Genomic DNA, 24,699 nt, shown 5'->3' on the forward strand with positions numbered 1-24,699 from the left:
CTGGGGGATGCGGCCGGGGCTGCCGCCGCCTTCGAACAGCTGCTGGCCGACCATGAGCGGGTGCTGGGACCAGACCACCCCAGCACCCTGATCACGAGGAGCAACCTGACCGACTGGCGGGGGGAGCTGGGGGATGCGGCCGGGGCTGCCGCCGCCTTCGAACAGCTGCTGGCCGACCATGAGCGGGTGCTGGGACCAGACCACCCCGAGACCTTGTCCACCCGCCACACCCTCGCCGAATGGCGCGGGCGAGCGGGGGATGCGGCCGGGGCTGCCGCCGCCTTTGAACAGCTGCTGGCCGACCGCGTGCGCGTGCTGGGACCAGAACACCCCGACACCCTGAGGACCCGGAGCGACCTCGCCTCCTTGCGTATGGCGTCAGGAGATATGGCCGGGGCTGCATCCACCTATGAACAGCTGTTGCCCAGCCAGGAGCGGGTGCTGGGACCAGAACACCCCGACACCTTGACCACCAGGCACTTCCTCATCTTCTTGCGTATGAAGTCGGGGGACATGGCAGGTGCCGGAGCCGCTTTGGACCAGCTGCTGACCGACGAGGAGCGGGTGCTGGGTCCAGGCCACCCCACCACCCTCGCCACAAGGAATAACCTCGCTCACTGGCGCGGGCAAGCGGGGGATGCGGCCGGTGCCGCAGCCGCCTTCGAACAGCTGGTGCACGATACGCAGAGGTACCTACACCGAGACCACCACACCGCCCTGATAGCTCGCGGCAATCTGGCCAAATGGCGGGGACAGATGGGGGATGCAGCTGGGGCCGTGGCCGACTTCGAACATTTGATCCCCGACATGGACCGGGTATTGGGGGCAGATCACGACCATGCCGTTCGCACCAAGGGCTATCTCGCTTACTGGCGGCAGCAGATGGACAATCCGCCCGCACATCAATCGACCGATTGATGAGCAGGATCAATGACCGACGACGCCCCTGATCGACCGCAGCAAGAACCCGTGGGGACGCATCCACCAGCACGTGCGGGAGATGAACCGCTACCGGTACGGGGCCTGGTCGACGCCTACCTCACTGAACCCGTCCCCGACCATGCGATAGAGCGCGCCGAGATTCAGGCCCACATCTGGATGCCCAAGAACCGCCGGCCGATCACCAGGAAGGAGTACGCACATGCCGTCGCCGTCGCCGTCGCCGTCGCCGTCGCCGTCGCCGTCGCCGTCGCCGTCGCCGTCGCCTGCGCCCGCGTCGCCGCCCGCCTCACCCGCCACTGACCTGCTCCGCAGCCGGGTCGCCGAGCCCGCTGGCGCCTGCTTTGCGCCCCCCGCAGGAGTGAACCTGGGCCTCGCGTACGCGTAGGCGGCTTTAGCCCAGCAGGCGTTCCAGCTTGGCCTTCTGCCAGAGCATGGTGAGCCCGAAGGCCACCACGGAGGTGATCAGGATGCAGGCGAGGGTGGCGCCGATCGCTGCGGCCCAGCCGTGTCCGGCGGACAGCAGCCGGTCGGATACCGGCCGCAGGATCACCAGGTGTACCAGGTAGGCGCCGAAGGAGGCGGTGGAGAGTTTGCTGACCCACGGACGGAGCCGCTCGGGGACCCGGATGCGGAGCAGGGACATCAGGACCGCCACCGACAGCGCGGCGACCAGCAGCGAGCCGTAGGGCACCGGGAACTTGACCTGGTCCTGATAGACGGCCACCGCGGGCGTCAGCAGGACGACGGCCGCCACCCACCACAGCCGCCCGCGCAGCCGCGGCATGCTCAGCAGGAGCGCGCCGATCACCGCGTATCCGGCCTGGTAGGCCGCGAACTGCCACTTCCAGGCAGGCAACTGCCAGCCGGTGGCGGTGGACAGGTCACCGAGCGCATACGGGGCCGCGCCCAGCAGCAGGACCACGATCGCCGCACCCCACGGGCGGGCGGACGAGCGGAGTAGCGCGACCAGCCCGAGCAGCAGGATCAGCGGAATATAGGAGTACAGGTACCAGAGGTGGTACGCCGGGCGGATCGACCCGAACAGGGCGTCCCGGGTGAGGCCGGCGATGCCCGGGGTGTCGTCCACGAACGCGGCCCACACCAGATAGAACACGGTCCAGACGGCCATCGGCACGAACACGCGGACCAGCCGCTTGCGCAGCACGGCGCCGGAGCGGGGCGGCGATCCGACCAGCACGGCCCAGCCGGCCATCGCGAAGAACAGCGGAACGGCGAAGCGGGTCAGCCCGTCCAGGCCGGTGCCCAGCCAGTAGGAGGCCAGGCCGCGGTCCGGGTCGTGCTTCACGGCGGTCAGCAGATAGCCGGCGGTGTGGATGGCGATGACCGCCACCGAGCACACGATCCGCAGTACGTCGATGTCCCAGCGGTGCTCCCGGGCCTGGTCCCCGGCGGGCCGGGCGTGCCGGGCGTGCCGGCCGGGACCGTCCGCCGGGTGTCCGCCGTGCGGTTGCGTGCCCTGGGGCGGCCAGGGTGCCGTGCTGCTCGTAGTGAAACTCATCTTTTTTGTTCCCCCGTGTACTGGACTGGTCAAGACGATGATCTTGAAGGGCCGGCGGCACATCCCTGCAGGCTTCGTTGCCCGAGGTGCGGCTTGACGCTCAGCAGGGAGACCCGCCAGCCATGTGCATGGTTGTACGCCGGTCGCCCCGGCCGGGGGTACTGACGTGAGCCCGCAGTTCGACCGCCCGGCCGCGGTGACGTGGCAGCTTGCCCACGACGAGACCGAGGCCCCATCGGCATGCGGTCGACCTCGTCGGTCGTGGTCGACGCCGGCCGCCGTACGTCCCGGCTCGACAGCCCCTGGCTGGTCCTGGCCGACGATGCCGAAGGAGAGACCGGTTGTCCGGTCGGACATAAGCGCTCATGGAACCGACCCTATGCAGGACACACGGAGCCGTGATCACGTACCCGGCGCACGTTCACGGTCAGAACACCAGCGCTTGGGCCGCAGTGGTCCAGCCGCCTCACTGCTGGTGGGACCCTTGCGGCGCCGGAGCATCAATCCTGTTGTCGGGCTCCGGCCGACGGAGGCCGCGGGCTTTCCTCCGCAGCGGGCCGCCTCGGCCGCGCGGAGCAGGGTTCGGCCTTCCCTCCAGCAGCCTGGAGTGGATCACCTTGTCCCCACTGCGGAACTGTCCCCACTGCGCGCGCAACTGGCTCCCGGGTGGGTGAGGTCTGTCAGTCGGGGAGGCCGGCCATGAGGTGGACGTCGACCTCGTGGCCCATCGTCTTGACCCGCCATGCGACGAGCTGCTGGTAAGCGGGCGAGGCGTACCAGTCGTGCGCGGACCGGTCGGTGGGGAAGGCCACCAAGGCGGTCTTCGTGAAGGTGGAGGGGCCTTCCAGCCGGGTCGGCCGGTCGAAGGCGAGCAGCCGTCCGCCGAACGCGTCGAGGGTCGGGCCGACGTGGGCGAGGTAATGGCCGAGGGCGCTGTCGGGTGTGTCGTCGGTGCGGACGAACAGCACGTAGTGCACGGGCTTCTCCTGATCGGTCCGGCGTGCCCGCAGGGCACGTACCTGGTTTCGAAAGGTCACAACACGAAAATTTTGACGTCGAAGCTTTGCTGGGCAAACGCTAGCTGCGCAGTCTGTCGGAGTCAAACGGTTCGACGTCGAAGTGTGGTGGTAGTCTTGGCGTTATGCGCGACACGGTGGATGAGGTCATTGAGCGGTGGGACACGATCCGCCCCGGACTGGACACGGAGCCGATCGGCGTCGTCCTGAGGATCTTCCGTGCGTCACGGCTCCTCGAACAGGGGATCAAGGGCTACTTCGACGAACACGGACTGGAGACCTGGGAGTACGACATCCTGGCCACGCTCCTGCGTGCGGGCGGCGGCAACACCCTCCGCATGAGCGACCTGGCCGGCGCCGCGATGATCAGCCCCGCGGCCCTCACCCACCGCATCGACCGGCTGGTGGCCAAGGGCCTGGTCACCCGCGCCACCGACTCCAACAACCGGCGCCTGGTGCGCACGCAACTCACCGCCGAGGGCCGCAGCATTGCGGAGGGTCTGATCGAAGGCCATCTGGCCAATGAGCGCGAACTCATCGAGAACCTCAGCCCCAAGGAAAGCCGGCAGCTGGCATCCCTGCTCCGCAAGCTGCTGGTGCCCTTGGAGGACGGCTGCCTCAAGACAAAGAACTCCTGACGCGGCGGGGACACACCGCGAAGGTCGAGTTCACGCCCCGAGTCTCCCGACCTCGCACTGCAGCCGGTCCGGCATCACGCCACCAAGAACACCGAGCTCTTTCGGAGTGGCCACTGATCGAGTGACTCGGACCAGGGCAGGATGAGGACCGCAACGCACCGGGCTCCCGCGCCGTTGAGGGAGGTGTTCGAAGTCTCAACCCAGCGGCACAGGAGCCCTGTCGGTCCCCTGTGCGGCCGGGCGCCGGGGCTCCTGCGGGTCCTGCGCGAGGCCGGTCCGGGTTACGTTCTGCTCGGCGGGACACTCGCCGAGTGCGACCGTGTCGGGGACAGCCGGGCCGACTTCTCCCAGAAGCACCGTCGTCACGGCGTGAACGTGCAGGTCGTGGCCGACCCCACCGGCAAGCTGCTGTGGATCTCACCCGCCCTGCCCGGCCGCACCCACGACCTGACCGCGGCCCGCACCCACCGCATCATCCGGATCTGCGAACGCCAGGGCATCCCCGTGCTCGCCGACCGCGCCTACATCGGGGCCGGCCCCTGGGTGACCACGCCCATCAGACGGCTTCCCGGCCAGGACCTCACCACAACCCGGCAGACGATCAACCGGGCCCTGTCAGCGGCACGAGCACCGGTCGAACGAAGCATCGCGCGACTCAAGTCCTGGCAGATCCTGCGCCGGGCCCGCTGCAGCCCCCACCGGACGACCGTCATCGCCGCAGCCGTCCTCACCCCGGAACGTCAACGCTGATGCATCTCATTGCCGTTCCAGGGTGAGGACGGATTGGCAATGGCCGTCATCCAGTCGGGAACCGTCTCACGACCAGACAAGTCGCCCTTCGACAACGGAACAGACCGGATAGTCCCCCGCGCCGATCCTCGTCAGCATCTCCGCCACGGAGTCGAAGTAGTGAGCCAGTGACGCGTACTCGCCGGTGACCGTGGGCGCACCCACGAACCATCTGCCGATACGTCCGTCCCCCGCGTCGATGAACTGCCCCATCCAGCCGTCCCGGTCCGACTGGAACGGGATCCACTCCTCGCGCCATTCGCCCCCACCGGACAAGGGGTGATTCGCGTAGAGCTTCTCCATCGCCCGGATGCCCAGAAAGAAGCTCCCCTCGTCAGGGAACCCGGCGTAACCGCAGCAGGCGACGTCGTCGTCGACGCCTTCCTCGGGAAGATCCAGATTGTTCAGGAGCAGCCACGTCCGCAGGTCCCCATGCAGGGCGATCCCCATCCGTTCCTTGGCTGCCGCGATCATCTGTTCCGTGGCCGGCCCTGGCAGATCCGCGTGATCGGCCGGCGCGTGCTCCCGGAGAAGACTCATCACACGCGACCAACTCTCAGCCGTACTCATCGCTCTCTGCCCTCTCTACAGGGATGTCTCCGTCCGACTACGCCACTGCGGAGGTTGGGAAGTACCGGCTGGAGAACCTTGCAGGGATGGTACTTCGAGCATGCGGCCCATCCCTCCCCACGACCATCTTCCGCCCCGAAGCGCAGGACCGGCCCCTCAGCGAAGTGACCGCCCGCGACTTTTGTAGAAGCAGATCAGCCAGTAGGCCGTGTCCATCACCAGCAGCTTCGCCACCAGCAGGGCGATCCCGGGTCTCATCGCCGCGTCGACCTCCGACGACACCGCCGGCAGCTGGAGGCAGTACGCGGCTCCGCGGCAGGCGATGCACAGGGTCACCGCCGGCAGGGCCCGGTCCCGGGGCGCACGGGAGAGCTGGTAGAGCTTCCAGGCGACGGCCATCGTCAGCAGACCGACGGTCGCGAGTACGTAGGCGATCGCCGGCGGCCGGCTCCCTCAGCCGGTGAACGGGACGCAGCCGGTGGAACAGACCACCGTCCTCGCCCGTCGCCTCCGCCGTCAGATCGCGGCTGTCAGCGAGCTCGTAGATCTCTGCCACCGGTGGCCGTCCTGTGGTCGACGCGCAGTACCGGCCTCTGCGCGGGCCAGTACGGGTGCCGGACCGGACTGGCGGGGTGCTCGTCGTCCGCCCGCATGGCCTCGGCGGAGGCACCGGCGGGTCGGGCGGGGGCGTTCGTCATCGCCCGAGTGGAGTAGGGCGGGGTCTGGGCTGTCGCCGGCGGCCTCGGGCCAGGACAGGATTGCAGGCATGCGATGGCTGAGGATGCACAGGAAGGATGAGGGGGAGGAGGCGGTGCGGGAGTGGCAGCGCGCTGCCGAGGCCGGTGACCCTGATGGCATGGCCGCGCTCGGTTTCCTGCTGCAGGAGCAGGGGGACACCCAGGGCGCTCGCACCTGGTACCAACGTGCCGCGGAGTCCGGCCACACCGCCGCGATGTCCAACCTCGGACTCCTGCTGGAGGAGCAGGAGGAGTCCGAGGGAGCCCGTGCCTGGTACCAGCGTGCCGCCGACGCCGGACTCCCTGCCGGCATGTACAACCTCGGCCTCCTCCTGCAGAAGTCGGGAGATGCAGAAGGAGCCCGAACCTGGTACCAGCGTGCCGCCGATGCCGGCGACGCCGAAGCCATGAACACTCTCGGTGCGTTGCTGTTGGGAGAGGAGGACACCGACGGAGCCCGCGTTTGGTGGGAGCGTGCCGCGCAGGCCGGGCACATTGGCGCCATGTCCAACTTCGGCAACCTGCTGAAGTTGCGAGGGGACACCGACGAAGCCCGCAGCTGGTACCGGAGTGCCGCCGACAGCGGCGACGCCGACGCCATGTTCAACCTCGGCCTCCTGTCGGCCGAGCACGGTGACATCGAGGGAGCCCTCACCTGGTACGAGCGTGCGGCCGACGCCGGCGAAAGCGACGCCATGTACCACCTCGGTGTCCTGCTGGCGGAGGAGGGAAACCCGGAGGGAGCTGCCGCCTGGGTCCAGCGTGCGGCCGACGCCGGCCACGTCGGCGCCATGGACGGCATCGGTGTCGAGCTGTACCAGCAGGGAGATGCCGAGGGGGCCCGTACGTGGTGGCAGCGCGCTGCCGACGCCGGACATGCCAACGCCATGTACAACCTCGGTGTCCTGCTGTGGGAGGAAGGGAAGAGTGAGGGCGCCCGCATGTGGCTGCAGCGGGCCGCGGACGCGGGGGACCCCGAGGCCATGGACGCACTCAGGGGACTTGACGGCGCAGCGTGACGGGTGCCGTGGGTCGCCTGAGCCAGAGGCCCCGGCCGCACCCGCGCGACCGGGGGCGGGGTGGACCAGCCCGGCGGGGCCGAGGCGTCCCTTGCCGCGCCAAGCTCCGCCGGGGCCGCGACGACCCTGGTGACCCCGGCCGGACGGTTGTCGCCGCCGGCCCGGGGTCGTTCGACGGGGGAGTCCAGGCCAGTGGGTAGCCGCCGGCGCCCGCGTAGACCGCGTCGCCGACAGGGCGTTCCGCTTCGGTTTCGGTTCCGTCGGAGGGGTGGTTGCCGACCGCGTTCTGCCAGACCAGAGTGGTGGAGCCGCCGCCGTCCATGTTGAGGGCGTCGACGACGCCGAGGTCCTTCAGGAGGGTGGCCAGTTCCGACCGGGCGGCACCTCGGCTGATGGCGGTGCGCCTGCCGTCGACGGTCACCAGGACGGTCCGGCCGTAGCCATCGGTGCCGACCGCAGTGCGGGGCGCCGCATCAGGTACGTACGGGGAGCCGTCGGCATTCGTGGGCGGCTGCGTATAGGCGATCACGCCGTCGCGCATCAGCAGGTCCCCGCCGGCAGTGACGTACATCGATGGGTCGAGGGTGAGGGTGTCGCCGAACCGGGTGTCGACCACGGTTTCCGGGAGCTTGAGTTCGGTGCCGGTCGGTGCGTTGGTGCGCAGCCATGCGGCGTCCTGCCCGATGCGGGCGGCCCGTTCCCCGGCTGCGGTGGGCTGTGCGGCGCTTCACCCGGCGGGCCAGGAAGGGACGATTCTGCGTGGGGCACGCGAGTGATCGGGTCCTCGCAGACTGCGGCCGTCGGCGAGGCCGGCGGAGAGTCGCACCGTCGGCCTCGCTGGACCGCACCGACCCGGCTGCCCAACTGTTCTGCCTCTCTCTCCTCTGAGCACACCGCAGCATTGAGCCGACTACGGCTGAAGGCCGATTCGCAGCCACTTGGTGGTGGAGGCCGTCGACTCGGAGCAGGTGTGTGCGGCGCTGTGGGGTCCGATCGGTGCGGGGGTGGCTGCAGATCGGTTGACGGAGGCGCTGGGGGAGCCGTTGCGGTGTCGGCCGCGGGTGACCGCGGCTGCGGTCGGCCACCTGGCCGGGGCTGGCTTGCTGGTCCGCCTCGGCGGGGACGCCGAGGCGACTTCGACCACATTGCCGGCCGCCTCGGGTGGCTGCGCCCGGTCGGCTCGTGGAGGTCGACTACAAGAGGCAGGGCGGCGTCACCACCGTCCTGCTGTACTCCGCCGAGGACGTCGCCCTGCTTCCCGTCGCCCTGCTTCCCGTCTTGCACCCCCTGGCCGACTGGCGGGCGGTGTACGCAGCCCCTGCGGGCGCCCGGCAACACCCGCTGTGAAGTGCTTGTGGCCGAGGCCACGTGTATCCGGAGATCGGGCCCCACGGCGGCTGCCCAGTCGGCGGGCTTGCCTGCGGTAGCCGTCCAGGTCGTGCCCGAACCGGGAGCGGCGGTCGTGGTCAGCGGAGGTCGTGTAGCCGCTGTATCTGGAGGGTCATCAGTTCTGCCGGGAATTGCATGGCTTCCACCGAGTCGGACGGACTCAGTCTGAACTCGGCGATCACGGAGCCGACCCGCACCACCGTGAATCTTTCGATAGTGCGGGTTTCCGCCGTATCGGGGTTGATGTCGCTGACATCGGTCCAGGACGTTCGGTTGTAGGCCAGGGCATCGTCGCCTCGCGCAGGCGCCTGAACCGCATTGAGGATCATGCGGGTTCCGGAGCCGTTGCCGCTGGCGATGCCTCGGATGTGGAACTCACGGCAGCCTTGCACGGCCTTGCGGAGCTCGGCGAGCTCTTCGGCGGCGTCTGCCGGACTGGGGTGGGCTGTGAGCGTGGTGGCTGCGCCCCAGTCATAGGCTTCCTTGCTGCCGAAGGTCTGGATCACTTCGGGGAGCTGCGGCTTGTACCGGTACGGGTCGATGAACGGGACGCAGTCGGGATTGCTGATCGAGGTGGGGGCCCACTCCGCGTTGCGCTTGGAGACCTTCTTCTCCGTCGAGCCGGCGGGCTCGATCTGGTCGTTCGACAGGGTGGCGGAGAGCAGGTCTGCGGTGTTGATCGCCCGGGGTGCCCTCGTTGGCGTGGCTGAGGCTTTGGCGGGCGTGGCCGGGAGGGATTTCGGGTCCTGGTGAGCGGCCGGGTTCGCGGCGTTGCAGCCCGTGGTCAGGGCTGCCGCGAGCAGCAGCCCCGCGGCCGCGGTACTTCGCCTGCCGTTTGGTCTGCCTCCTGCGCCGTTCATACCCGCTCCCCGGTGGATCACTTTTCGTCCCGGATGCTATCTGGGGCTCGAACCGTCCGACCGCCGCACCTCGAACTCCAGCGCTGCCGAGAACCCCAACTCCTCGTACTCACGCACCAAGCGGCCGTCCTCGCCGGCCCAGCAGCGTGTCCGAAGCAGCCGCGCGCCACGCCGAGTGGCCTCGGCCCGGGCATCGGCGACCAAGGCCGGCCGGGCCAGATGCTGCAGACTCGGGTGTGAGCGGTCAGGCCCCCAGCCCAAGCCGGCACGCCATCAGGGCGCTACCGGCTGGGCCCGGAGTGCGGGGTGCGGGGTGCTCGTCGGGGAGCGTTCGCCGGGCCGGGTGGCCGCCGCCATGCATGCCGGTCACCGTGCCGCAGGAGGGCCCAGGCGGGCCCCGGCCACCGCGCTGCGCTCCTCGGATGGATGATGCGGCGGCCGTCCTGCCGTGCCGTTTCCGGACGGGCCGGCCGACTGTGGAAAGGGGGTGTTCGTGAAGGGAGGCCCCGGGGATGGTGCTGAGGCCGCCGGTTGAGCCGATGCCGGTGCAGGCTGCGGAAGCCGTGCCCGGGCCGGCTGCGCTGCGGGCGGGAGTGGCCCATGAGCAGAAGTTCGACGGGCACCGGGCGCTGCTGTTCACCCCGGAAGGCCCGCACGACCGGGTGCTGCTCCCTACCCGGCGCGTGGCGCTGGTCCAGGATCGGTGGCCGGACCTGGTTGCGGCCACCGAGGAGCAGTTGCCGTACGGCCTGGCACTCGATGGCGAATTGCTCGTGTGGGACGCTGAGGTCGGCCGGCGGTCGTTCGAGGCGTTGCCGGGCCGCGGCCTGCGGCTGCGTCGCCGGCCTGGCCGGCCTGCTTTGTGACGTTCGACGTTGTGCAGCAGGAGGGCCACGAGCTCCTGCACGTGCCCTACGCCGACCGCCGAGCCGCCTGGGGATCTTGTCACCGATCACATCCTGACGGCTTCCTGGACGCTCTGCCGGACCTGGCCACGGCGCGGGAGCGGCTGGAGTCCTGGACGGACGTGTCGGGCGTAAGAGGGGTGCTGATCAAGCCGTTGAACCCGCTGTCACCCCTCGTACCGTGGCGGGTCCGAGATCAGACGGCGCGACACCACCGTGGCGATCATCGGCGCCGTCACCGGCGGCCTCGCCTGCCCGCAGCTCCTCTCAGGCGGGAGTGGGCCGGTGTGTAGGGCTGTGAGGTTGGGGTCAGGGGATGCTGATGCTGGCCAGGAGTCGTTCATGCATCTCTTTGAGGGCTTTCTGGTCTGCCTCGGGGCCGAAGGTGAGGGCCTGGACGAGGTGTGTGTCATCGGCGATGAAGCGCACGAAGCCTGTCTGGGGCCGGCCGTCTTCCTTGGTGGCCAGACGTGCGTCGAGGGCGGGACGGCCGTCCACCGTGGTCTTCCGGACGTCGCTGCTGGTGAAGGGATCGCCGCCGGTCGCGTTGACGAGGGAGAGGAAGCCCTGGAGATAATCTTCGAGGGGAATTTGGTCGCCAGGTATGTCATGAACTGTGAACATCATGCCTCCACCGGGGAAGTCCGCCCTATACCCCCGGCCGGGTTTGCCGTCGAGGGTGACGGCGAGGACCGTGGCCTTTCCGGGGAGCTCGGCTGTGATGCCACTGGGGGGATCGGTGACCTTCACCCACTCCCCGGCGGGCACGGCCGTCGCACGCTGTTCGCGGCTGCCGTGCGCGACCAACGGCATGGTCACAGCACCGCTGGGGGACGGCGCTGGGGCGGGGGATGCGGTGGTGGACGGCAGCAGGGTTCCTGTGGCCAGAGCAGTCGAGGCGGCGAGTACGACAAGGCGCTGGATTCGAGAATGGCTGGTCATCATGCGGCTTCCGGAGGATTCGCGCTGGAGCGGGCAATCCAGCAGGTGCGGACTGCCGGCGACGGATGGTCACCCGCCTGGTGATTCTCGCCACCAGTGGATGAACGATTACGCGCGGTTGTTCCCGGCCGAAATCGACTCCCACGTCCGTCCGGGGGGAATCTCACTGCCCGGCTTGCTCAGCAGCCTCCTTCTCAGAGTCCCTGGTGGAGCGGAGGAAGGCAACCGGACCCGGTCCCGGCCGCGCCGGGGGCAGGCCGTACGCGCCCTGGTGGGCCTCGGCGATGACGGGCAGTGAGGCATAGGTGGCGTACACCTTCACCGGGCCGCGCCCGTGCCAGAGCTGCGCGCGGACGTCGTCGTGCGCACCCGCAGTCCGTAGAGCTGGGCGTCGACCGGTGAGCCCTGAAGCGACTGGTAGACCACAACGCTCCCCTGCTCAGGCCGCGCCGCCCGCCGGGCGCACCAGTCCAGGCGGGCCCGCAAGCGGAATCTTGAATGAGGCCGAACCAAATCGTCTGCAACAAAACTATCTGCTACGGTCTTCCTTGTTGCGACAACTGGCAGGGGAGAGCACACGTTTGCCGCATTCGACTCCGCGCCACCGCGCGCCATCGCTCGCCGCCGATGAGCCGGCTCCCCGTCCACGCCGCAGCTGTCTAGCCTGCCTCCCATCCCACCTGCCTCACCCCGACCATCGAAAGGCTGACCGCCATGAGCGAGCACACCGCCACTGAGACCACCACCGGCACCACCCAGAACGACGGCCCGGCCCCCCGAGCGCTCACCGACCAGGAGCTCTCCCAGCTGTTGAGTCAGCAGCAGTTCGGCGTACTCGCGAGCGTCAGGAGCACCGGCCACCCGCACCTGTCGACCGTCCTCTACGACTGGAACGCCGAGGAACGCGTACTGCGGGTCTCCTCCACCGCCGACCGCCTCAAGGTCCGCCAGTTGCGCCGCGACCCGCACGCCTCACTGCACGTCAGCGGCCCGGACATCTGGTCGTTCGCCGTGGCGGAGGGGGAGGCGGAGATAGCGGACCCGGCCGACGGGGCAGCCCCTGGCGCGCAGCCGCTGCCTGACCGGCGCGTGACCATCCTGCTCCGGGTGGCGCGCCTGTACGGGACTGCCCTGGACGTCCCCGCCCAGGACTGAGGAACCGCGCCGCGCCGGAGCAGGAGAATGAGATCAAACCTCATGTACGGGGCGAGCATCGTCGCTCGCTGCGCAGCGCAGTGCAGTGAGAATCCGACACCCTTCAGTGCGACGGTTGGCACTTGAGCGCGATGGGCCGGTGGAGCGAGGGGTCCCAACCGAGGGGTCGGAGCCCGTTACCAGGCTCCAGCGTCATGACCGGCGATCTCGGGTTCACCTGCTCGTGCTGCGGGGCCCACCTGTCGGTGACGGTTGAAAAGGGTTCAGGCACGGATTCCGTGAAGGTGGCCAAGAGTCGGTTACGGTCTGTAGTAGGCCGGGGTCTTGCTCGGAGGCTGTGCTGGGCGGATCTCCGTGCGCGAGGATGCTCGGCATGACGACTTGAAGAGCACCGGCCGGGGGACAGCATTGGCGAAAGGTCGGGAGCTGGGACACGATTCCCGACGGCGATCGACGCGTCTGCGCCGTCTGCGGAACGCCCGCATGTTCGTATCAGTATCGCTTCCATCCGCCCGAGTCCTCGATGTTCGAGCGGTGCATCGGACTCGCCTGGTGTTCCACGTGCCGGATCTACTCCGGCGACATGGTCTACGTCCCGCGGAAGCGAGTCCTGGTCGACCTCCTCGCATCTCTTCCTCCTGAGCAGCGAGAACCGATTCTGCGTTCGGAGACGCGACTGATCGACTTCCTGGACCGCCAGGCCCGAGGCGCCAGAGGTTAGGGTCGGCGGCTGGCCGCAATCAGGAGGAGCCGCTTGCGTAGTAGTGGAAGTTTCGCGCGGCCGAACATGCTGCGTTTGAGGGCTTTCAGGTCGTTGACGCGTCCTTCGACGGGTCCGGAGGACCATTCGGTGCTCATGCCGAAGACGACGGCGTCGAGGTCGGTGATCAGCCCGGCGGCGAAGGAGGCCAGGCCGCACTGCTGGTCGGAGCAGACATCGGCGATCCATCCGCGCAGCCGTTCTCCCTCACGGTTGGTCATGACGGTGGCGAACGTCCGGACGTGGGTGGTGGCGGCTGTGAGCTCGGGCGAGCGGGCCAGCAGCGTCTTGAGCCGCACGTGGTCGTCGTCGTAGGTGGTCGGGGTGGCTCATGATCCAGCGGGTGGCTTCGCGGGGCGAGGGCGGCCGGGCCATCGGCGGACGGCTGGCTGCGTGCCGGCGTCCGGGATGCAGCGGATGGACGTAGTCGCGCAGGGTGCTGTAGGCGCAGCGGGCTCCGCGTTCTTGGAGCTCGCGGTGGAGGATCGACAGGTTCGTGCAGCCCTCGGCAATCCGTTGTTCCAGGTAGGGCCGGTAGCGGTCGAGTTTGCTGGTCCGGTCTTGCCACTGGCCGTGCAGCATCGCCTCCGGGCTGGAGGCGCGGGCGTACTTGCGCACCGTGTTACGGCCCAGTCCGAGTCGGCGGGCGACTTCGCGCAGGCTCAGGCCCTGCTCGACCTGGGCCCGGACCGCGGCGTGGGTGTCGCGGAGCCGGTCGAGGAACTTCCCCGGCGGGTAGGGCTCGAATGGCTCCTGGCCGACGGAGGTCGGCACCAGCCTGGGGTCGGGTTCAGGCTCGGGTGAAGGTTCCGGCTCGACGAGGTCTCGGAGGAGAGCGCGGTGGTGGGAGACCAGGCGTTCGACGGCTTCGCCGTGGTTGTGCCACACATGCCATCTATCTGCGCAGTGCCGGGCCTGCGGGGCGCCAGCGCGGGCACCCTCGGCGAAGAACGCCGCGCGGTCGCGGCAGACTATCTCGACGCCGGGGTGCTCGCGCAGCCATGCGGCCAGGGTCTCGGCCTCGCGGTCGGGCAGCAGGTCCAGGGGTTGGTGGGTTTCGCAGTCGATCAGGATGGTGCCGTACCGGCGGCCCTTCCTGGTCGCGAACTCGTCCACTCCCAGCACCCGCGGCACCGCCCAGGCCGGCTCCGGCAGCGCCATCACCACGCGCAGCACGGTCATCCGGCTGACCGCGATGCCCAGCACCAGACCCAGCCGGACCACGGCGCGAGCGGCCAGGACGACACCGAGAGCTCCGACGATCCACTGCAGGGAGTTCGCCGACCGTAGCGGCTGGTCAGCCCCTCGACCTGCTCGGCGAAGGTCACCCTCGCGCAGCCGCTGTTGTCGCAGAACAGCCGGCGCACCGACAACTCGATGAGTACCGGCCGGGCGGCGACCGGAGCATCGGCGATCCTGCGTCCGTAGCGGCTGTGCACCCGCCTCGACGATGTCCCGCACCCCGGACACGCGGCCGCCGTCCCGTCCTTCGTGCTCGCCGCGATCCGCAGCACGCTGCTCTCCACCACCACGCGTTCCACCAGCACCGTCACCAGGTGCGGGAAAACCAACTCCAGCAAGGTCTCACACGACCGAAGAATGACGCCCAGGATGACGGAGCGTCACCGGCGCACGGCAGCACGATCCACTTCACGGAATCCGTGCCTGAACCAAGTTGGACCAGAACCCAATCTCGTGAACAAAGCCAAAGGCGGCTGCGCCGGGCCCGGACCTTGTGCCGGTGCCGCCGGCCTTCCCGGGCGCCTGGCGGGCCCGTGCGACCCGCACCGGCTTCACTCCGATGGCACCGAGCCGGGTCTGCTGTCCGGCGGTCAGGCGTGCCCAGTCCCGGCGTTGTGAAGCGAGCCAGCGTCCGACGTCGTCTGCGTGCCGGGTCACCCCCGGGGTGATGGTGGTCAGGCGGGCGCCTTCGGCGAGGAGCTGGGCGAGGTAGGTCCACCCGAGCGTGGCGGGGTTCCAGTCGGTGTCGATCGCGGCCAGCGCTGCCGCCCGCCGCCCGGCGTGTACGGGGTCCTTCCCGAGTCCGCCGGGTTGGCGGACGTTCGTGAGCCCTCTACGAGGCGTCGCGGGCCCGCCGGGTCCTGGGGGCTGGTGTCAGCCCAGGATCCGTGAGATCTGCTGCGGATCCACCTCCAGCTGCGCATGGGTGGTCTCGTCGCGGACGACGTACTGCTTCGGCGAGGAGTTCGTGACGCTTACGATCCGGCCCTGGCGCCGCTTGTTGTCCTGTCCTACGAATTCCGCGATCCGGCCTACGTGGTCTTGCCCCATGTGGTCCATGGCCGTCTTCCTTCTGTCGGGGGTTGTTGGCCTGCTGCGCGCAGCCGCTTCGGGAGCGGGCTGCATGGGCGAAACTCTCCGCGCTCTGCCTGTGTGAGGCCCTCCCGCCTGCGGGTTCACTCAATCGGGGGGCGTCCGCACGGCACGTGAGATGTTGGTCTGGTGGTGACGGTGGGCGCCCGCGGACGGGGCGATGCTGATGTCGGATCATGGCGCGTTCGGCCCGGGGAGCTGGTCCGCCTACGGGCCGGCCGAAGGCGGTGGCGGTGACTTCGGTGGGCTCGTGTGCCGACAGCGTGCGTACCGCCGCCGGGAGGCGGCCGGGCCGCTCATGCACCGGTGATGGCGGGCGGTCCACGGGCATTCACCCGCACGCACATCCGTAACGGCGGGCTGCTCTCCGCAGGGCGGTTGCCGTCTCATCCGGGGCGGGCGGGGTGGTGGTGGTCCGATTCTCGGGATGTCACACAGCCGACCCCGCTGCCCAGTCGACTCCGAGTTCGGCGAGCGCTTCGAGCTGGTGGGGGTCGAGGCGGTGGCGGCGTTGTTTCTGGTTGGCGTACCAGATCCCGACGCGCTGCTCCGTCCCGTCGGGCAGTGCCTGGACCGCGCTGCGCCCCGGCAGGGCACCGTGTTCCGCCACGTACTGTGCGAGGGCCCGCAGGCCGGTCTGGAAGGCGGCTGCGCCGCGTCCGGTCCCTGTGGCGGTGCTGGCCTTCCCGGGCGCCTGGCGGGCCTGTACGGCCCGTGCCGGCTTCACTCCGAGCTCGGTGAGCCGGGTCTGCTGCTCGGCGTTCAGCCGGGCCCAGTCCCGGCGTTGTGAAGCGAGCCACCGGCCGACGTCGTCTCCGTGCCGGGTCACTCCGGCGGCGACGGAGGTCAGCAGCCGGGTCACCGCATGGCAGCCATGATCACGACACCTGCACAGCCTGAGCAGGGCGCAGTCATCCCGCCCTGGCCGACGCCCATCCAGTGCCACCGCCGCACCCATTCACATTCGTCATTCGTACGGTGTTTGTGGAGTAGGCGTTCACCAACGCGGCACGCGGGATCCGACAATTCCAGCGGCCGCGTGGGGCGGTTCCGGCTGACCGGCTCCCCACGCGGAGCGCGCTAGCGAGGGCGTGGAGCCTGCTGACGCGGTGCCGGCCGTTCTCGCGGAGCCGGTTGCGCTCGGCACGGATCCGCGTGCGGGCCGCACGGAGTTCGGGCCCGCGCAGCGCGAGGAGGTTCGCGTCCTGTTCGGCGCCGGCCTGCCAGCGGGTCTCGGAGCTCTGCTGCTCCTGGACCAGGGCGTCGAGCCGGTCAAGGTCCGCGGGGGTGCAATGCCGTGTCGGGTTGACCGGGGTCGCTGCGTTGGCATGACCCGGGATTGGTGCTGATCGGCGGGCTGAGGTGACAGCTCGATGCGGTTCCTTCGGCGTCATCTCGGTGAGTGCTGCAGGACAGCGGGGCGCGGTGTGTGTAGGGGGCTGGCTTCAACTCGACCCGGCCCATTCCACGCCGAGGTCGGCGAGCTGTGCGAGTTGTCCGGCGTCGAGGCGGTCGCGGCGTTGTTTCTGGTTGACGATCCACACCCCCGTGCGGTGTTCACCGCCTCCGTCAGGAAGCTGCTCAACGTGTCCGCGTCCCGGCATCCCGGCGCCCTCCCCTTCTCGCTCGACCCACTGCGTGAGGGCTTGGACGCCCGTGTGGAAGGCGGCTGCGCCCCGCCCGGCCGTGGTGGCCGTGCTCGTCTTCGCGGCGGCTGTGCGGGCGCGTACGGCCTTGGTCACGCCGAGCGCGGTGAGCCGGCCCTGCTGCCCTGGGGTCAGCTGGTCGAAGTCGCGGCGTTGGGCGGCGAGCCAGCGTCCGATGTCCTCGCCGTGCCGGGTGACCCTGGCGGTGATGGCGGTGATGGCGGTCAGGCGGGCGCCTTCGGCGAGGAGCTGGGTGAGGTAGGCGTAGTGCCGCTGCCAGTCGACGGTCCACCCGTGCTGGTCGTCGCCCGGGTTCCAGTCCGGGTCAATCGCCGCGAGCGCGGCGGTCCGCCGCTGGTGCGGTAGTAGACGGCCACCAGCAGAACGCGGTCCGCCAGCGGCAGGCACCACGGCCGGCCACCGCCGGGCCCGTTCCCGCCCCGTTCACGGACCACCTTCACCAGCTTCGCGAAGCGGTCCATCCGCAAGCCCGTGAACGTCTCCACCCACACCGACTCAGCCCGCAACACCGCACCCATACAGGCAAAACGCCCAAGACTGAGCCTTCTGCAACACTCTTTAGCTGATGAGGGCCTCGGTGATTTGACGGGTGGTCTGCGCGGCGACCCGGGGGTTGACGGCAGCGTAGTGGGTGTAGGCGTTGAGGGCTGTGGCCAGTGCCCAGCCGCGGCCCCGGATCCAGGTGGCGTCGTCCACGGCGAGCGCGGCGCGGAAAGCGGCCCGGCTCTCCGCCGACATCAAGGTGAAGGCGATCACCAGGTCGCAGGCCGGGTCGCCGAGGCCGAGCCCGCCGAAGTCGATGACCGCGCTGAGGCGGCCGTCGACGGTCAGCAGGTTGCCGGTGTGGAAGTCGCCGTGGAACCAGGCCGCAGGACCATCCCATCCGGGGGCACTGATTGCCGCCTCCCACAGCTCGGTCATGGCCGCAGCGTCGAACACGCCGTCGACCTCCGCGATGGCGGCCCGCGTCGCCCGGTCCCGTGCGAGCAGCGGCGGGGCGGTGAGATCCTCGCGGGCGCCCCGGGCCGGAATGTCACCGGGCTCGAACCGTTGGAGAGCGCTCAGGAACCCGGCCAGTTCGACGGCGGCCTCGGAAGAATCCGCCAGTGCCTCGACAGTCGCCACCTCGCCGTCCAGCCAGCGGGAGACCGCCCACGGCCACGGATAACCGAAGTCGGGCTCCCCCACCCCCACCGGCACGGGGACGGCCAAGGGCAGGTGCGGGGCGAGCCGCGGCAGCCACTCGGACTCCTTCCGTGCCTGCCCGATGGCACCGGCATGACGGGGCAGACGAACGGACAGCTCCGCGCCCAAGCGGTAGATCACATGGTCCGAGCCGGCCGGGTCGAGCAACTCCAGGGGCAGACCGGCCCACTGCGGGAACTGCGTATCGACCAGACCTCTGACCAGTGCGGCATCGATCGCGGGGCGGACGTCCGCGGTCCTCTCGGTCGCCAAATGCAGCTCCTGGAGTCGGGCCCGCCCGTGCGGCAGGCTGTTGGGGCCATCACATTGCGTCGCAGATCTCCTGTCGACCGGTTTTTCCCCACCGGCGTCATCCGCTTCAGCGGTTCTGGCTCAACGTCTGTGAAGGCCCACTGCACAGGGCTGCGCGCGGAGGACGGTGGTTGGGCTCTCCATACGTGCATGGCGGTGCGAATCTGCGGTTTGTTGTCACTGGGGGAGCGGGGTGTTGTCACTGAGCGCCGTACGTTGTTTGTGCTGGTGACTGGCTCGTGACGGGTTGGGTGGTGACAGGTTGCCGCGTGTTCAGTCGTGACAGGTCATGACGTTCTTGCGGGACAGTCTGGTGCGGATTCCCAGGGTCGGTCGCGGTGCTGGTCTGGTCGGGCGGTGGGTGTGGGGGTGGGGGAGAGTGGATGGTGTAGGGGGAGTGGTTGAGGTGGAGGTGAAGTCGGTGGCTGGTACGGAGGAGTCGCAGGAGGCTGCGCGGCACAAGGCTGCCCTGGAACGGGAGCGGGCCAGGAAGCGGGAGGCGCGGGAGAAGTGGGAACTCGAGGACGGCTCGGGCAGCGTGGGGGTCGCGGTAGACGATTTCCAGAGGCGCTACGGCGCCGACGAGGAGAAGTAGTTCCCCAGCCGTCTACTGCGCCCACTGGACCCCGAGTGCGGCGAGGGCTTCGAGCTGCGCGGTATCCAGCCGGTTGCGCCGCTGTTTCTGGTTGGCGAGCCAGACCCCGGTGCGGTGGACTGCCCCTGCCAGGTGTTCGACGTGCTGGCGGCCGGGGAGTCCGCTGCCTTCCCGTTCGATGTACTGGGTGAGGGCTTGGATGCCGGTCTGGAAGGCTTCCGCGCCGCGCCCGGGCCCTGCGGCTGTGCTCGTCTTCGCGGGCGCGCTGCGGGCTCGTACGGCCCTCGCTGGCTTCACGCCAAGCTCGGCCAGCCGGCGCTGCTGTTCCTCGGAGAGCCGGTGGAAGTCGCGGCGTTGTGTGGCGGTCCACCGGCCGATGTCCTCGCCGTGCCGCGTCACCCCCGCCACGATGCCCGCGAGGCGTGCACCGCCCGCCAGGAGGGCCTTCAGCCCCGCGTACTGGCCGGGCCTCCTCGTCGCCCTCGTCGGGTGCCTCACCGATCAGACGCGACGGCGCTACGATGCGCTTCTGTGCCTCCTGAGAGCATTTCCACGGCGCGTTCATCGTGCGCCCGAAGACCCTGCAATACCCGAATGAGAGGGCCATAGGACTTCGAGGAAAGAATGTCCTCCGGATTCTCGTCCTCGTCCAGGAAAACCGGCACGATCAGGGTGGCCATTTTCCCTTCCCCCGGCTTCTGCCGGAGGGCGCGGCCGATGGCCTGGACGATGTCGATGGCGGACCCCTTGGGGTCGACCAGGGCCACACTGTCCACGCTTCGGATGTCGACGCCTTCGCCCAGTACCCGGCAGTTTGCGAGGACGGCGCGGCCGGCCCGGCGGCCGAAGTCGGCGAGCACCTCGGCCCGGTGCTCGGCGTCGTGCTGGCCGCGCAGCCACCCCGTCCACACCCGCTCCGGGTGTCGGGCAGGGTCGACGGCGTGCAGGCGGGACGCGACCCGCGGCAGTCCTTCGGCGAATGCCTGCGCCTCGATGGTGCGGTGGTGGAAGGTGATCGTCGTCTTCAGGTCATGGGTGGCCATGGTCTCCAGCAGGGTGGTTTGCATGGCGGCGAGCCGCTCGCCCCGTAGTTCCTCCTCCCACCGTTCCTCGCCGTAGAGCCGGTCTGGCGTGACTACGGGGTCGGTCAGTTCGGCCACGACGACCTGGTACCGGGCCAGCAGTCCCCGTGCGATGGCGTCCGCGAGCGACAGCTCGTAGACGACGGGCCCGAACACCTTCGGGTCGTCCATGGAGCACGCGAGTTCCGCGGGCAGTGCCTCGCGCAAAGGCCCGCCCACGTACGTTTCCCCTTCTGCTTCCGCTTCCTGCCGCCGGGCTTCCTCTGCACGCCGGTGGGCTGCTTCGGCTGCCCTTTTCTCCGCCCGGGTCCGGGGCTTGCGCTCGGCCCAGATGCGCGGGGTGGCCGTCATGTAGAGCCGGCGCTGCGCCGGGATGGCCTCCTGGCGGTGGACGTCCGCCCATGCCTTCCCCGCCGACCCGCTCGTGCGGTGCGCCTCGTCCACCACCAGGTCGAAAGGCCCCATCGGCAGGCCGTACTCGACGCGGAAGGCTTCGGCGATGACGGGCAGGGAGGCGTAGGTGGCGTAGACGGTCACCGGTCCCCGGCCGTGCCAGAGCCCGAGCTGCGGCGCCGACGTCGTGGCGCGCACCTGCAGGGCGGACAGGTGGGAGCTGTCCTCCAGCGAGCACACCGCGACCGCCGGCCCGGTGTGGCCGGCCGTGCGCCACTCCCGTGCGGTTTGGGTGAGGAGATCGAGGGTGGGCAGGAGCACCAGGACTCGCCCGCCGCGGGCAAGCTTCAGCGCGGCCGCGGCGGCAATGAATGTCTTTCCGGTCCCGCATGCAGACACGACCGTTGCCCGCAGACCGTCCTTGGGAATTCGCTTCCTGGGCGGAATATCGAGCCCTCGGACGATGGCCTCCACGGCCTCTTCTTGATGTGGCCGGAGAACGATCTCACCGGTGTTGATGGGCGTCGTGTGATGTGCAGTGGGTGTGCGTCATCGGTTTTCACTGGTGCTGGGCTGGGGTGCGGCGGTGCTGGGGTGTCGTTGTGTCGGTGAAGGCTGTTGTCGTTTGGTGTGTGGGGTGCTTGTCGCCCCTGTGGGTGGGTGTGGCGGAACGCTGGGTGGGGGCGGGTCGTGTCTGGCTACGCTCGGTGGATGCCGTCGTTTGCGGGTGATCCGCGTCATGAGCGTCTTGTCGCCGTGTTGGTGCCGTTGTTGCGTCGCTCGTGTCCGCCGGGTGGGGGTGGCTTCGGGGGGTCATACGAACTCCGGCTCAGGGTTGACGAGGCAGAGGAGTTGGGCGGGGTAGATCTGATCCGTTCGGCGTTGCGGAAGGCCGGCCGGTCGCTGGGGTGGTCGCGGCTGCAGACGTTCGGTGGTTCCTTCCCGCAGGTTGCGGTGGCGGGTGTGGTGGACCGGCGGGAGATTCCCGAGGAGTTCGCCGCAGTTGTCGAGGAGTATCAATTGGCGCGGGGGAGGGCCTCGGCGGAGGTGATCGGGCGGGCGAGGCAGGACGGGAAGCCGCGTGCGGTGCCGGGTTCTGTTTTCGTGGTGGCGCAGGAGTTCCGCGCCGCGTGTGCCCAGGGTGTGGCCGGGTGAAGCGCGAGCGCGCGACGGGTCTGTTGGCGGACATGATCACGCGGCTCGAGGATGGCGACTGGCCGCTGGGCCTGGTGGAGGAGGTGTACGTCTTCGGGTCGTACGCGCGCGGTGCGCTGGAGCCGAACGATGTCGACGTCGTCATCGAGCACGGTACGGACAAGCGCTGGCTCGGCGAGTCGCTGGATGCCTCGATCAATGGGCGTGACTCGTACGTGGGGATGCGGCAGGCATTGAGGGGCCGCACCCGGGGGATCTCCTTCCAGTTCCGTGGCCGCAGCAGTCTGCAGGACGAGGGCTTCGATCTGTTCTTGCTCTGGCGGAAGGGTGAGCCGTTCTCCCTGGCTCGCGAGCGCCTTGTCTCCCTGACAGTGGATCCGGAAGCCGGGACTGCGCCCAGGGACCACATGCTGCCGGAGTTCGAAGGGCTGGAGAGCCTCGTGCCGCGCCCGGCGAGGATCGAGTTGTTCGGCCGGCACACGGAGGAAAAGATCAGCATTACGCCGCTGAGGTTGGTGGACGGGGAGCTCGAAGACCGTGAAGCCGCCTGGCATGTACGGCGGCGGTGGGTGGAGACGAGCCCTCTGCGCCGCGCAGCGACGTGCGCCCTGGTGGCGTTGGATCAGCGGGGCGTAGATCTGGGGGAGGTGACGCTGCACGGTCAGCGGCTGTTCGGCCGGGAGCAACAGGCCGAGCGTTGTTTCGTCGACCTGGGGTGGAAGGGCTTCGGATACATGGGCCGTCTCCTGGACGATGGAGTGACCTGGCTGGAGGTCTTGCGTCCGCATCGCAGCAAGCCCATGGACGCACTGCTCATCGAGCCGCGACCTGGTCGGTAGTCAGCATCCGGTAGCCATAGTCCGGCCAGCCGCGGCGAAGTAGGGGCTCAGCTTCATCCGTTCGTGTTGGCCTGACCGGCGTGTCGGGATGGACACCTCTGCGTGTGGACAGCCGCATGGTGCGGGGTTCGGGCTGGGGGTGTGTGGGTGTCCGATCGGATTTCTGCCGGCGAGGACATGCCGTGGTGCCGGGGTGCGGGGCGTGAAGATGCCGTGGCGCGCCTGGTGGCACTCGATTTCCGGGGAGAGTTGGCCACGGAGCACGCGCGTGCGGTCGCTCAGGCTCTCGGGGTTTCTCTCCGGACGGTGTGGAACTGGTTGGCGGTGGCCCGGCGTGAGGGCCGGTTGTCCGCACGGACTCCGTCGCGGGTGGGTGTGACGCTGGATCTGCGTGCGCGTCTGGCGGTCTGGGGCGGGAACGTGGCCGCGGTGCATCGTGAGCTGGCCGCCGAGGCCGCTGCGTCCGGTGAGCCGGGCTCGGTTCCTTCTCTTCGTACTCTGCAGCGTGCCGTGCGTCAGGACCTGTCGGTGGGGGAGCGGGCGGGGCTGAAGGGTGGTGAGGCGGCGCGTCGTCGGTATGACGTGTACGGCAAGCGTCCACCGACGCATCGCAATGCGTGCTGGGAAGGGGATCACAAGCGGATCCCGGTCCGGGTTGGCCTGGATGGGGCAGCAGTGTGTCCGTGGGTGACGTGGTTCATCGATGTCGCGTCGAAGGTGATCGTGGGGGTGGCAGTCACCCCGCATCAGCCGGCACGGGACGCGGTCCTGGCCGCGCTGCGGGCGGGGATCAGCCGGATGGAGCCGTACGGGCCGTTCGGGGGCCTGCCGGGACGGGTCCGGGTGGACCGGGGCAAGGACTTCTTGTCGAAGGCTGTGTCGCGGGCGTTGGGCGCCTTTGCTGTTCCGGTCGATGATCTGCCGGCGTACAAGCCCTACCGGAAGGGCACCATCGAGGCCCTTAACGGCGCGGTCGAGGAGATGCTGCTCGTCTCCCTCCCCGGGTATACCCGCCGCGCCCGGCCTGCAGAGGCGTACCGACCCGATCCGGTGGAGGACCTGCTGCCGTACGCCGATTTCGTGAAGGTGCTGCTGGACTGGGTGGCCTGGTGGAACACCGAGCACCGTCCAAGGGGCCTCACGGGCGATCGCACCCCTGCCCAGGCCTGGGATGCGGATCCGACGCTCATCGAGGACGTTCCGGAGGAGCGGTTGGCGTTCTTCGCGCTGGAGGACGACGGCCGGATCCGGAAGATCACCACGAACGGGGTCTCCTGGCGGCGCCGCGCCTACATCGCGCACTGGATGGCCGGCCATGTCGGTACGAAGGTCCGGCTGCGGTACCTGCCGCACTTTGACGGGCGGATCGAGGTGTTCTCCACCGAGGGCGGGGGTCGGCACCTGGGCAGCGCCTATCTCGCCGAGGCCGCCACGTCGGCTCAGCGCCGGGCCCTGTCCCGGGTGCGTGAGAGCAGGGCCAGGGCGTTGAAGGCGGACCTGAAGGCGGCCGAGAAATTGCGCCGTACCCGCTACACCGCCACTACGACCGCGGCTGCGCCGGACCGGCGGCGCACGGAGACCGCGAGCGAGGCGGAAGCCGAGATCTTCCGGGCCCAGGCGGTGGATCTGGCGGCCCGAGCCTTGCCGGACCTGATCCCGCCGCGGGAGCCGCCTGCGGGCTGGGCCCGCCCACGTCCCGTGCCCGCGGCGAGGCCGCAACCCGAGGCTGCGCCTGACACCCCGGCGGCAGGCGATGGAGCCGATACCGAGCCCGGTTCGGGCAGCAAGGAGTGACGTCAGATGGCTACCGCTGAACGCAGGGGGCGCCTGCCTCGGGAGCGGGAGGACCATTTCATGCGCCTGCCGGGTGCCCAGGTGGTTTCCACGCGTGCCCTG

The 24,699-nt window shown here is 69.5% G+C and carries 27 protein-coding genes and 3 pseudogenes; 12 read left to right on the forward strand and 18 right to left on the reverse strand.

All coding sequences use genetic code 11. The features are described from left to right. Positions 1–918: tetratricopeptide repeat protein (locus AB0O36_RS26960; RefSeq protein ID WP_365114788.1), on the forward strand; the 918-nt coding region annotated here is incomplete at its 5' end. A 180-nt stretch (positions 919–1,098) separates the two neighbouring features. Continuing rightward, positions 1,099–1,242: a hypothetical protein gene (locus AB0O36_RS26965; RefSeq protein ID WP_365114789.1), complete on the forward strand. Its 144-nt coding sequence runs from the start codon at positions 1,099–1,101 to the stop codon at positions 1,240–1,242. Between the two features lie 91 nt (positions 1,243–1,333). On the opposite strand, the gene AB0O36_RS26970 is transcribed toward AB0O36_RS26965, so the two are convergent. Continuing rightward, positions 1,334–2,461 carry an acyltransferase gene (locus tag AB0O36_RS26970; RefSeq protein ID WP_365114790.1) on the reverse strand — a complete coding sequence of 376 codons (1,128 nt, stop codon included), beginning with the start codon at positions 2,459–2,461 and terminating at the stop codon, positions 1,334–1,336. A gap of 680 nt (positions 2,462–3,141) precedes the next feature. Then, positions 3,142–3,438 carry a DUF1330 domain-containing protein gene (locus tag AB0O36_RS26975; RefSeq protein WP_365114791.1) on the reverse strand — a complete coding sequence of 99 codons (297 nt, stop codon included), beginning with the start codon at positions 3,436–3,438 and terminating at the stop codon, positions 3,142–3,144. A gap of 164 nt (positions 3,439–3,602) precedes the next feature. Between AB0O36_RS26975 and AB0O36_RS26980 the strand changes: the two genes are divergently transcribed. Continuing rightward, positions 3,603–4,115 (forward strand): MarR family transcriptional regulator, encoded by a 513-nt coding sequence (locus AB0O36_RS26980; RefSeq protein WP_365114792.1) that lies wholly within the window; start codon positions 3,603–3,605, stop codon positions 4,113–4,115. Positions 4,116–4,352: 237 nt separating this feature from the next. Next, a pseudogene (locus AB0O36_RS26985) lies at positions 4,353–4,865 on the forward strand (transposase family protein); the annotation flags it as partial. 66 nt (positions 4,866–4,931) lie between these two features. On the opposite strand, the gene AB0O36_RS26990 reads toward AB0O36_RS26985, so the two are convergent. Beyond that, positions 4,932–5,474 (reverse strand): SMI1/KNR4 family protein, encoded by a 543-nt coding sequence (locus AB0O36_RS26990; RefSeq protein WP_365114793.1) that lies wholly within the window; start codon positions 5,472–5,474, stop codon positions 4,932–4,934. Between the two features lie 156 nt (positions 5,475–5,630). Then, positions 5,631–5,873, reverse strand: coding sequence for a hypothetical protein (locus tag AB0O36_RS26995; RefSeq protein WP_365114794.1), 243 nt, complete (start codon positions 5,871–5,873; stop codon positions 5,631–5,633). A gap of 382 nt (positions 5,874–6,255) precedes the next feature. On the opposite strand from AB0O36_RS26995, the gene AB0O36_RS27000 reads away from it, so the two are divergent. Continuing rightward, on the forward strand, positions 6,256–7,230 hold the full coding sequence (locus AB0O36_RS27000; protein ID WP_365114795.1) for a tetratricopeptide repeat protein: 975 nt from the start codon (positions 6,256–6,258) through the stop codon (positions 7,228–7,230). On the opposite strand, the gene AB0O36_RS27005 is transcribed toward AB0O36_RS27000, so the two are convergent. After that, a complete protein-coding gene (locus tag AB0O36_RS27005) occupies positions 7,205–7,846 on the reverse strand; it encodes a phosphodiester glycosidase family protein (RefSeq protein WP_365114796.1) in 642 nt (213 codons plus the stop codon). The genes AB0O36_RS27000 and AB0O36_RS27005 overlap by 26 nt on opposite strands. Before the next feature lie 545 nt (positions 7,847–8,391). Between AB0O36_RS27005 and AB0O36_RS27010 the strand changes: the two genes are divergently transcribed. Further along, entirely contained in the window at positions 8,392–8,577 is a 186-nt protein-coding gene (locus tag AB0O36_RS27010; protein ID WP_365114797.1) for a hypothetical protein, read from the forward strand. A gap of 119 nt (positions 8,578–8,696) precedes the next feature. On the opposite strand, the gene AB0O36_RS27015 is transcribed toward AB0O36_RS27010, so the two are convergent. Beyond that, complete coding sequence (locus AB0O36_RS27015; protein WP_365114798.1) at positions 8,697–9,479, reverse strand: hypothetical protein; 783 nt, start codon at positions 9,477–9,479, stop codon at positions 8,697–8,699. A 36-nt stretch (positions 9,480–9,515) separates the two neighbouring features. Further along, positions 9,516–9,686, reverse strand: a pseudogene (locus AB0O36_RS27020) (GNAT family N-acetyltransferase); the annotation flags it as partial. A gap of 305 nt (positions 9,687–9,991) precedes the next feature. Between AB0O36_RS27020 and AB0O36_RS27025 the strand changes: the two are divergent. Beyond that, a complete protein-coding gene (locus AB0O36_RS27025; RefSeq protein ID WP_365114799.1) occupies positions 9,992–10,345 on the forward strand; it encodes a hypothetical protein in 354 nt (117 codons plus the stop codon). A 348-nt stretch (positions 10,346–10,693) separates the two neighbouring features. On the opposite strand, the gene AB0O36_RS27030 is transcribed toward AB0O36_RS27025, so the two are convergent. Next, positions 10,694–11,329, reverse strand: a complete 636-nt coding sequence (locus AB0O36_RS27030; RefSeq protein WP_365114800.1) for a hypothetical protein — start codon at positions 11,327–11,329, stop codon at positions 10,694–10,696. Positions 11,330–12,040: 711 nt separating this feature from the next. On the opposite strand from AB0O36_RS27030, the gene AB0O36_RS27035 reads away from it, so the two are divergent. Continuing rightward, positions 12,041–12,481 carry a pyridoxamine 5'-phosphate oxidase family protein gene (locus AB0O36_RS27035; protein ID WP_365114801.1) on the forward strand — a complete coding sequence of 147 codons (441 nt, stop codon included), beginning with the start codon at positions 12,041–12,043 and terminating at the stop codon, positions 12,479–12,481. A 717-nt stretch (positions 12,482–13,198) separates the two neighbouring features. Here AB0O36_RS27035 and AB0O36_RS27040 read toward each other — a convergent pair. The 8 genes and pseudogenes from AB0O36_RS27040 to AB0O36_RS27075 form a co-directional block, all read right to left on the reverse strand. Beyond that, the gene (locus AB0O36_RS27040) at positions 13,199–13,462 is read right to left on the reverse strand and encodes a hypothetical protein (protein WP_365114802.1); all 264 of its coding nucleotides are present in this window, start codon (positions 13,460–13,462) and stop codon (positions 13,199–13,201) included. Then, positions 13,449–14,465: a transposase gene (locus AB0O36_RS27045; protein ID WP_365114803.1), complete on the reverse strand. Its 1,017-nt coding sequence runs from the start codon at positions 14,463–14,465 to the stop codon at positions 13,449–13,451. The genes AB0O36_RS27040 and AB0O36_RS27045 overlap by 14 nt, the downstream gene beginning before the upstream one ends. Then, positions 14,420–14,821, reverse strand: a complete 402-nt coding sequence (locus AB0O36_RS27050; RefSeq protein ID WP_365114804.1) for a transposase family protein — start codon at positions 14,819–14,821, stop codon at positions 14,420–14,422. Before AB0O36_RS27050 ends, AB0O36_RS27045 begins: the two co-directional genes overlap by 46 nt. Positions 14,822–15,356: 535 nt before the next feature. Then, a complete protein-coding gene (locus tag AB0O36_RS27055) occupies positions 15,357–15,542 on the reverse strand; it encodes a hypothetical protein (RefSeq protein WP_365114805.1) in 186 nt (61 codons plus the stop codon). Positions 15,543–16,005: 463 nt separating this feature from the next. Then, positions 16,006–16,437, reverse strand: a complete 432-nt coding sequence (locus AB0O36_RS27060; protein ID WP_365114806.1) for a helicase associated domain-containing protein — start codon at positions 16,435–16,437, stop codon at positions 16,006–16,008. 583 nt (positions 16,438–17,020) lie between these two features. Continuing rightward, positions 17,021–17,632: a helicase associated domain-containing protein gene (locus AB0O36_RS27065; protein WP_365114807.1), complete on the reverse strand. Its 612-nt coding sequence runs from the start codon at positions 17,630–17,632 to the stop codon at positions 17,021–17,023. Next, positions 17,575–17,760, reverse strand: a pseudogene (locus AB0O36_RS27070) (IS5/IS1182 family transposase); the annotation flags it as partial. The pseudogene AB0O36_RS27070 and the gene AB0O36_RS27065, both read right to left, overlap by 58 nt. A gap of 40 nt (positions 17,761–17,800) precedes the next feature. Beyond that, a complete protein-coding gene (locus tag AB0O36_RS27075) occupies positions 17,801–18,700 on the reverse strand; it encodes an aminoglycoside phosphotransferase family protein (RefSeq protein ID WP_365114808.1) in 900 nt (299 codons plus the stop codon). A 460-nt stretch (positions 18,701–19,160) separates the two neighbouring features. On the opposite strand from AB0O36_RS27075, the gene AB0O36_RS27080 reads away from it, so the two are divergent. Beyond that, positions 19,161–19,334, forward strand: coding sequence for a hypothetical protein (locus tag AB0O36_RS27080; protein ID WP_365114809.1), 174 nt, complete (start codon positions 19,161–19,163; stop codon positions 19,332–19,334). Positions 19,335–19,346: 12 nt separating this feature from the next. Here the strand turns inward: AB0O36_RS27080 and AB0O36_RS27085 are convergent, their stop codons facing one another. Together AB0O36_RS27085 and AB0O36_RS27090 are read right to left on the reverse strand one after the other, a co-directional pair. Then, complete coding sequence (locus tag AB0O36_RS27085; protein ID WP_365114810.1) at positions 19,347–19,832, reverse strand: helicase associated domain-containing protein; 486 nt, start codon at positions 19,830–19,832, stop codon at positions 19,347–19,349. Continuing rightward, positions 19,829–21,283 carry a DEAD/DEAH box helicase family protein gene (locus tag AB0O36_RS27090; RefSeq protein WP_365114811.1) on the reverse strand — a complete coding sequence of 485 codons (1,455 nt, stop codon included), beginning with the start codon at positions 21,281–21,283 and terminating at the stop codon, positions 19,829–19,831. The genes AB0O36_RS27085 and AB0O36_RS27090 overlap by 4 nt, the downstream gene beginning before the upstream one ends. Positions 21,284–21,520: 237 nt before the next feature. Here AB0O36_RS27090 and AB0O36_RS27095 point away from each other — a divergent pair, with 237 nt between their 5' ends. The 3 genes from AB0O36_RS27095 to AB0O36_RS27105 all read left to right on the forward strand — a co-directional run bounded on the left by AB0O36_RS27095 (position 21,521) and on the right by AB0O36_RS27105 (position 24,597). Beyond that, on the forward strand, positions 21,521–21,964 hold the full coding sequence (locus AB0O36_RS27095) for a hypothetical protein (RefSeq protein WP_365114812.1): 444 nt from the start codon (positions 21,521–21,523) through the stop codon (positions 21,962–21,964). After that, the gene (locus tag AB0O36_RS27100; protein WP_365114813.1) at positions 21,961–22,803 is read left to right on the forward strand and encodes a nucleotidyltransferase domain-containing protein; all 843 of its coding nucleotides are present in this window, start codon (positions 21,961–21,963) and stop codon (positions 22,801–22,803) included. The genes AB0O36_RS27095 and AB0O36_RS27100 overlap by 4 nt, the downstream gene beginning before the upstream one ends. A 147-nt stretch (positions 22,804–22,950) precedes the next feature. Then, positions 22,951–24,597 carry a Mu transposase C-terminal domain-containing protein gene (locus AB0O36_RS27105; RefSeq protein WP_365114814.1) on the forward strand — a complete coding sequence of 549 codons (1,647 nt, stop codon included), beginning with the start codon at positions 22,951–22,953 and terminating at the stop codon, positions 24,595–24,597. The last annotated feature ends 102 nt before the right edge of the window (positions 24,598–24,699 follow it).

Source organism: Streptomyces sp. NPDC089799 (assembly GCF_040684755.1).
Lineage (GTDB): Bacteria > Actinomycetota > Actinomycetes > Streptomycetales > Streptomycetaceae > Streptomyces.

Bases quoted from the DNA above. Each gene is read 5' to 3' on its own strand.
- AB0O36_RS26965 (WP_365114789.1), top strand. From the start codon at position 1,099: ATGCCCAAGAACCGCCGGCCGATCACCAGGAAGGAGTACGCACATGCC.
- AB0O36_RS26970 (WP_365114790.1), bottom strand. From the start codon at position 2,461: ATGAGTTTCACTACGAGCAGCACGGCACCCTGGCCGCCCCAGGGCACG.
- AB0O36_RS26980 (WP_365114792.1), top strand. From the start codon at position 3,603: ATGCGCGACACGGTGGATGAGGTCATTGAGCGGTGGGACACGATCCGC.
- AB0O36_RS26990 (WP_365114793.1), bottom strand. From the start codon at position 5,474: ATGAGTACGGCTGAGAGTTGGTCGCGTGTGATGAGTCTTCTCCGGGAG.
- AB0O36_RS26995 (WP_365114794.1), bottom strand. From the start codon at position 5,873: ATGGCCGTCGCCTGGAAGCTCTACCAGCTCTCCCGTGCGCCCCGGGAC.
- AB0O36_RS27000 (WP_365114795.1), top strand. From the start codon at position 6,256: ATGCACAGGAAGGATGAGGGGGAGGAGGCGGTGCGGGAGTGGCAGCGC.
- AB0O36_RS27015 (WP_365114798.1), bottom strand. From the start codon at position 9,479: ATGAACGGCGCAGGAGGCAGACCAAACGGCAGGCGAAGTACCGCGGCC.
- AB0O36_RS27025 (WP_365114799.1), top strand. From the start codon at position 9,992: ATGGTGCTGAGGCCGCCGGTTGAGCCGATGCCGGTGCAGGCTGCGGAA.
- AB0O36_RS27030 (WP_365114800.1), bottom strand. From the start codon at position 11,329: ATGATGACCAGCCATTCTCGAATCCAGCGCCTTGTCGTACTCGCCGCC.
- AB0O36_RS27035 (WP_365114801.1), top strand. From the start codon at position 12,041: ATGAGCGAGCACACCGCCACTGAGACCACCACCGGCACCACCCAGAAC.
- AB0O36_RS27040 (WP_365114802.1), bottom strand. From the start codon at position 13,462: ATGACCAACCGTGAGGGAGAACGGCTGCGCGGATGGATCGCCGATGTC.
- AB0O36_RS27055 (WP_365114805.1), bottom strand. From the start codon at position 15,542: ATGGACCACATGGGGCAAGACCACGTAGGCCGGATCGCGGAATTCGTA.
- AB0O36_RS27095 (WP_365114812.1), top strand. From the start codon at position 21,521: ATGCCGTCGTTTGCGGGTGATCCGCGTCATGAGCGTCTTGTCGCCGTG.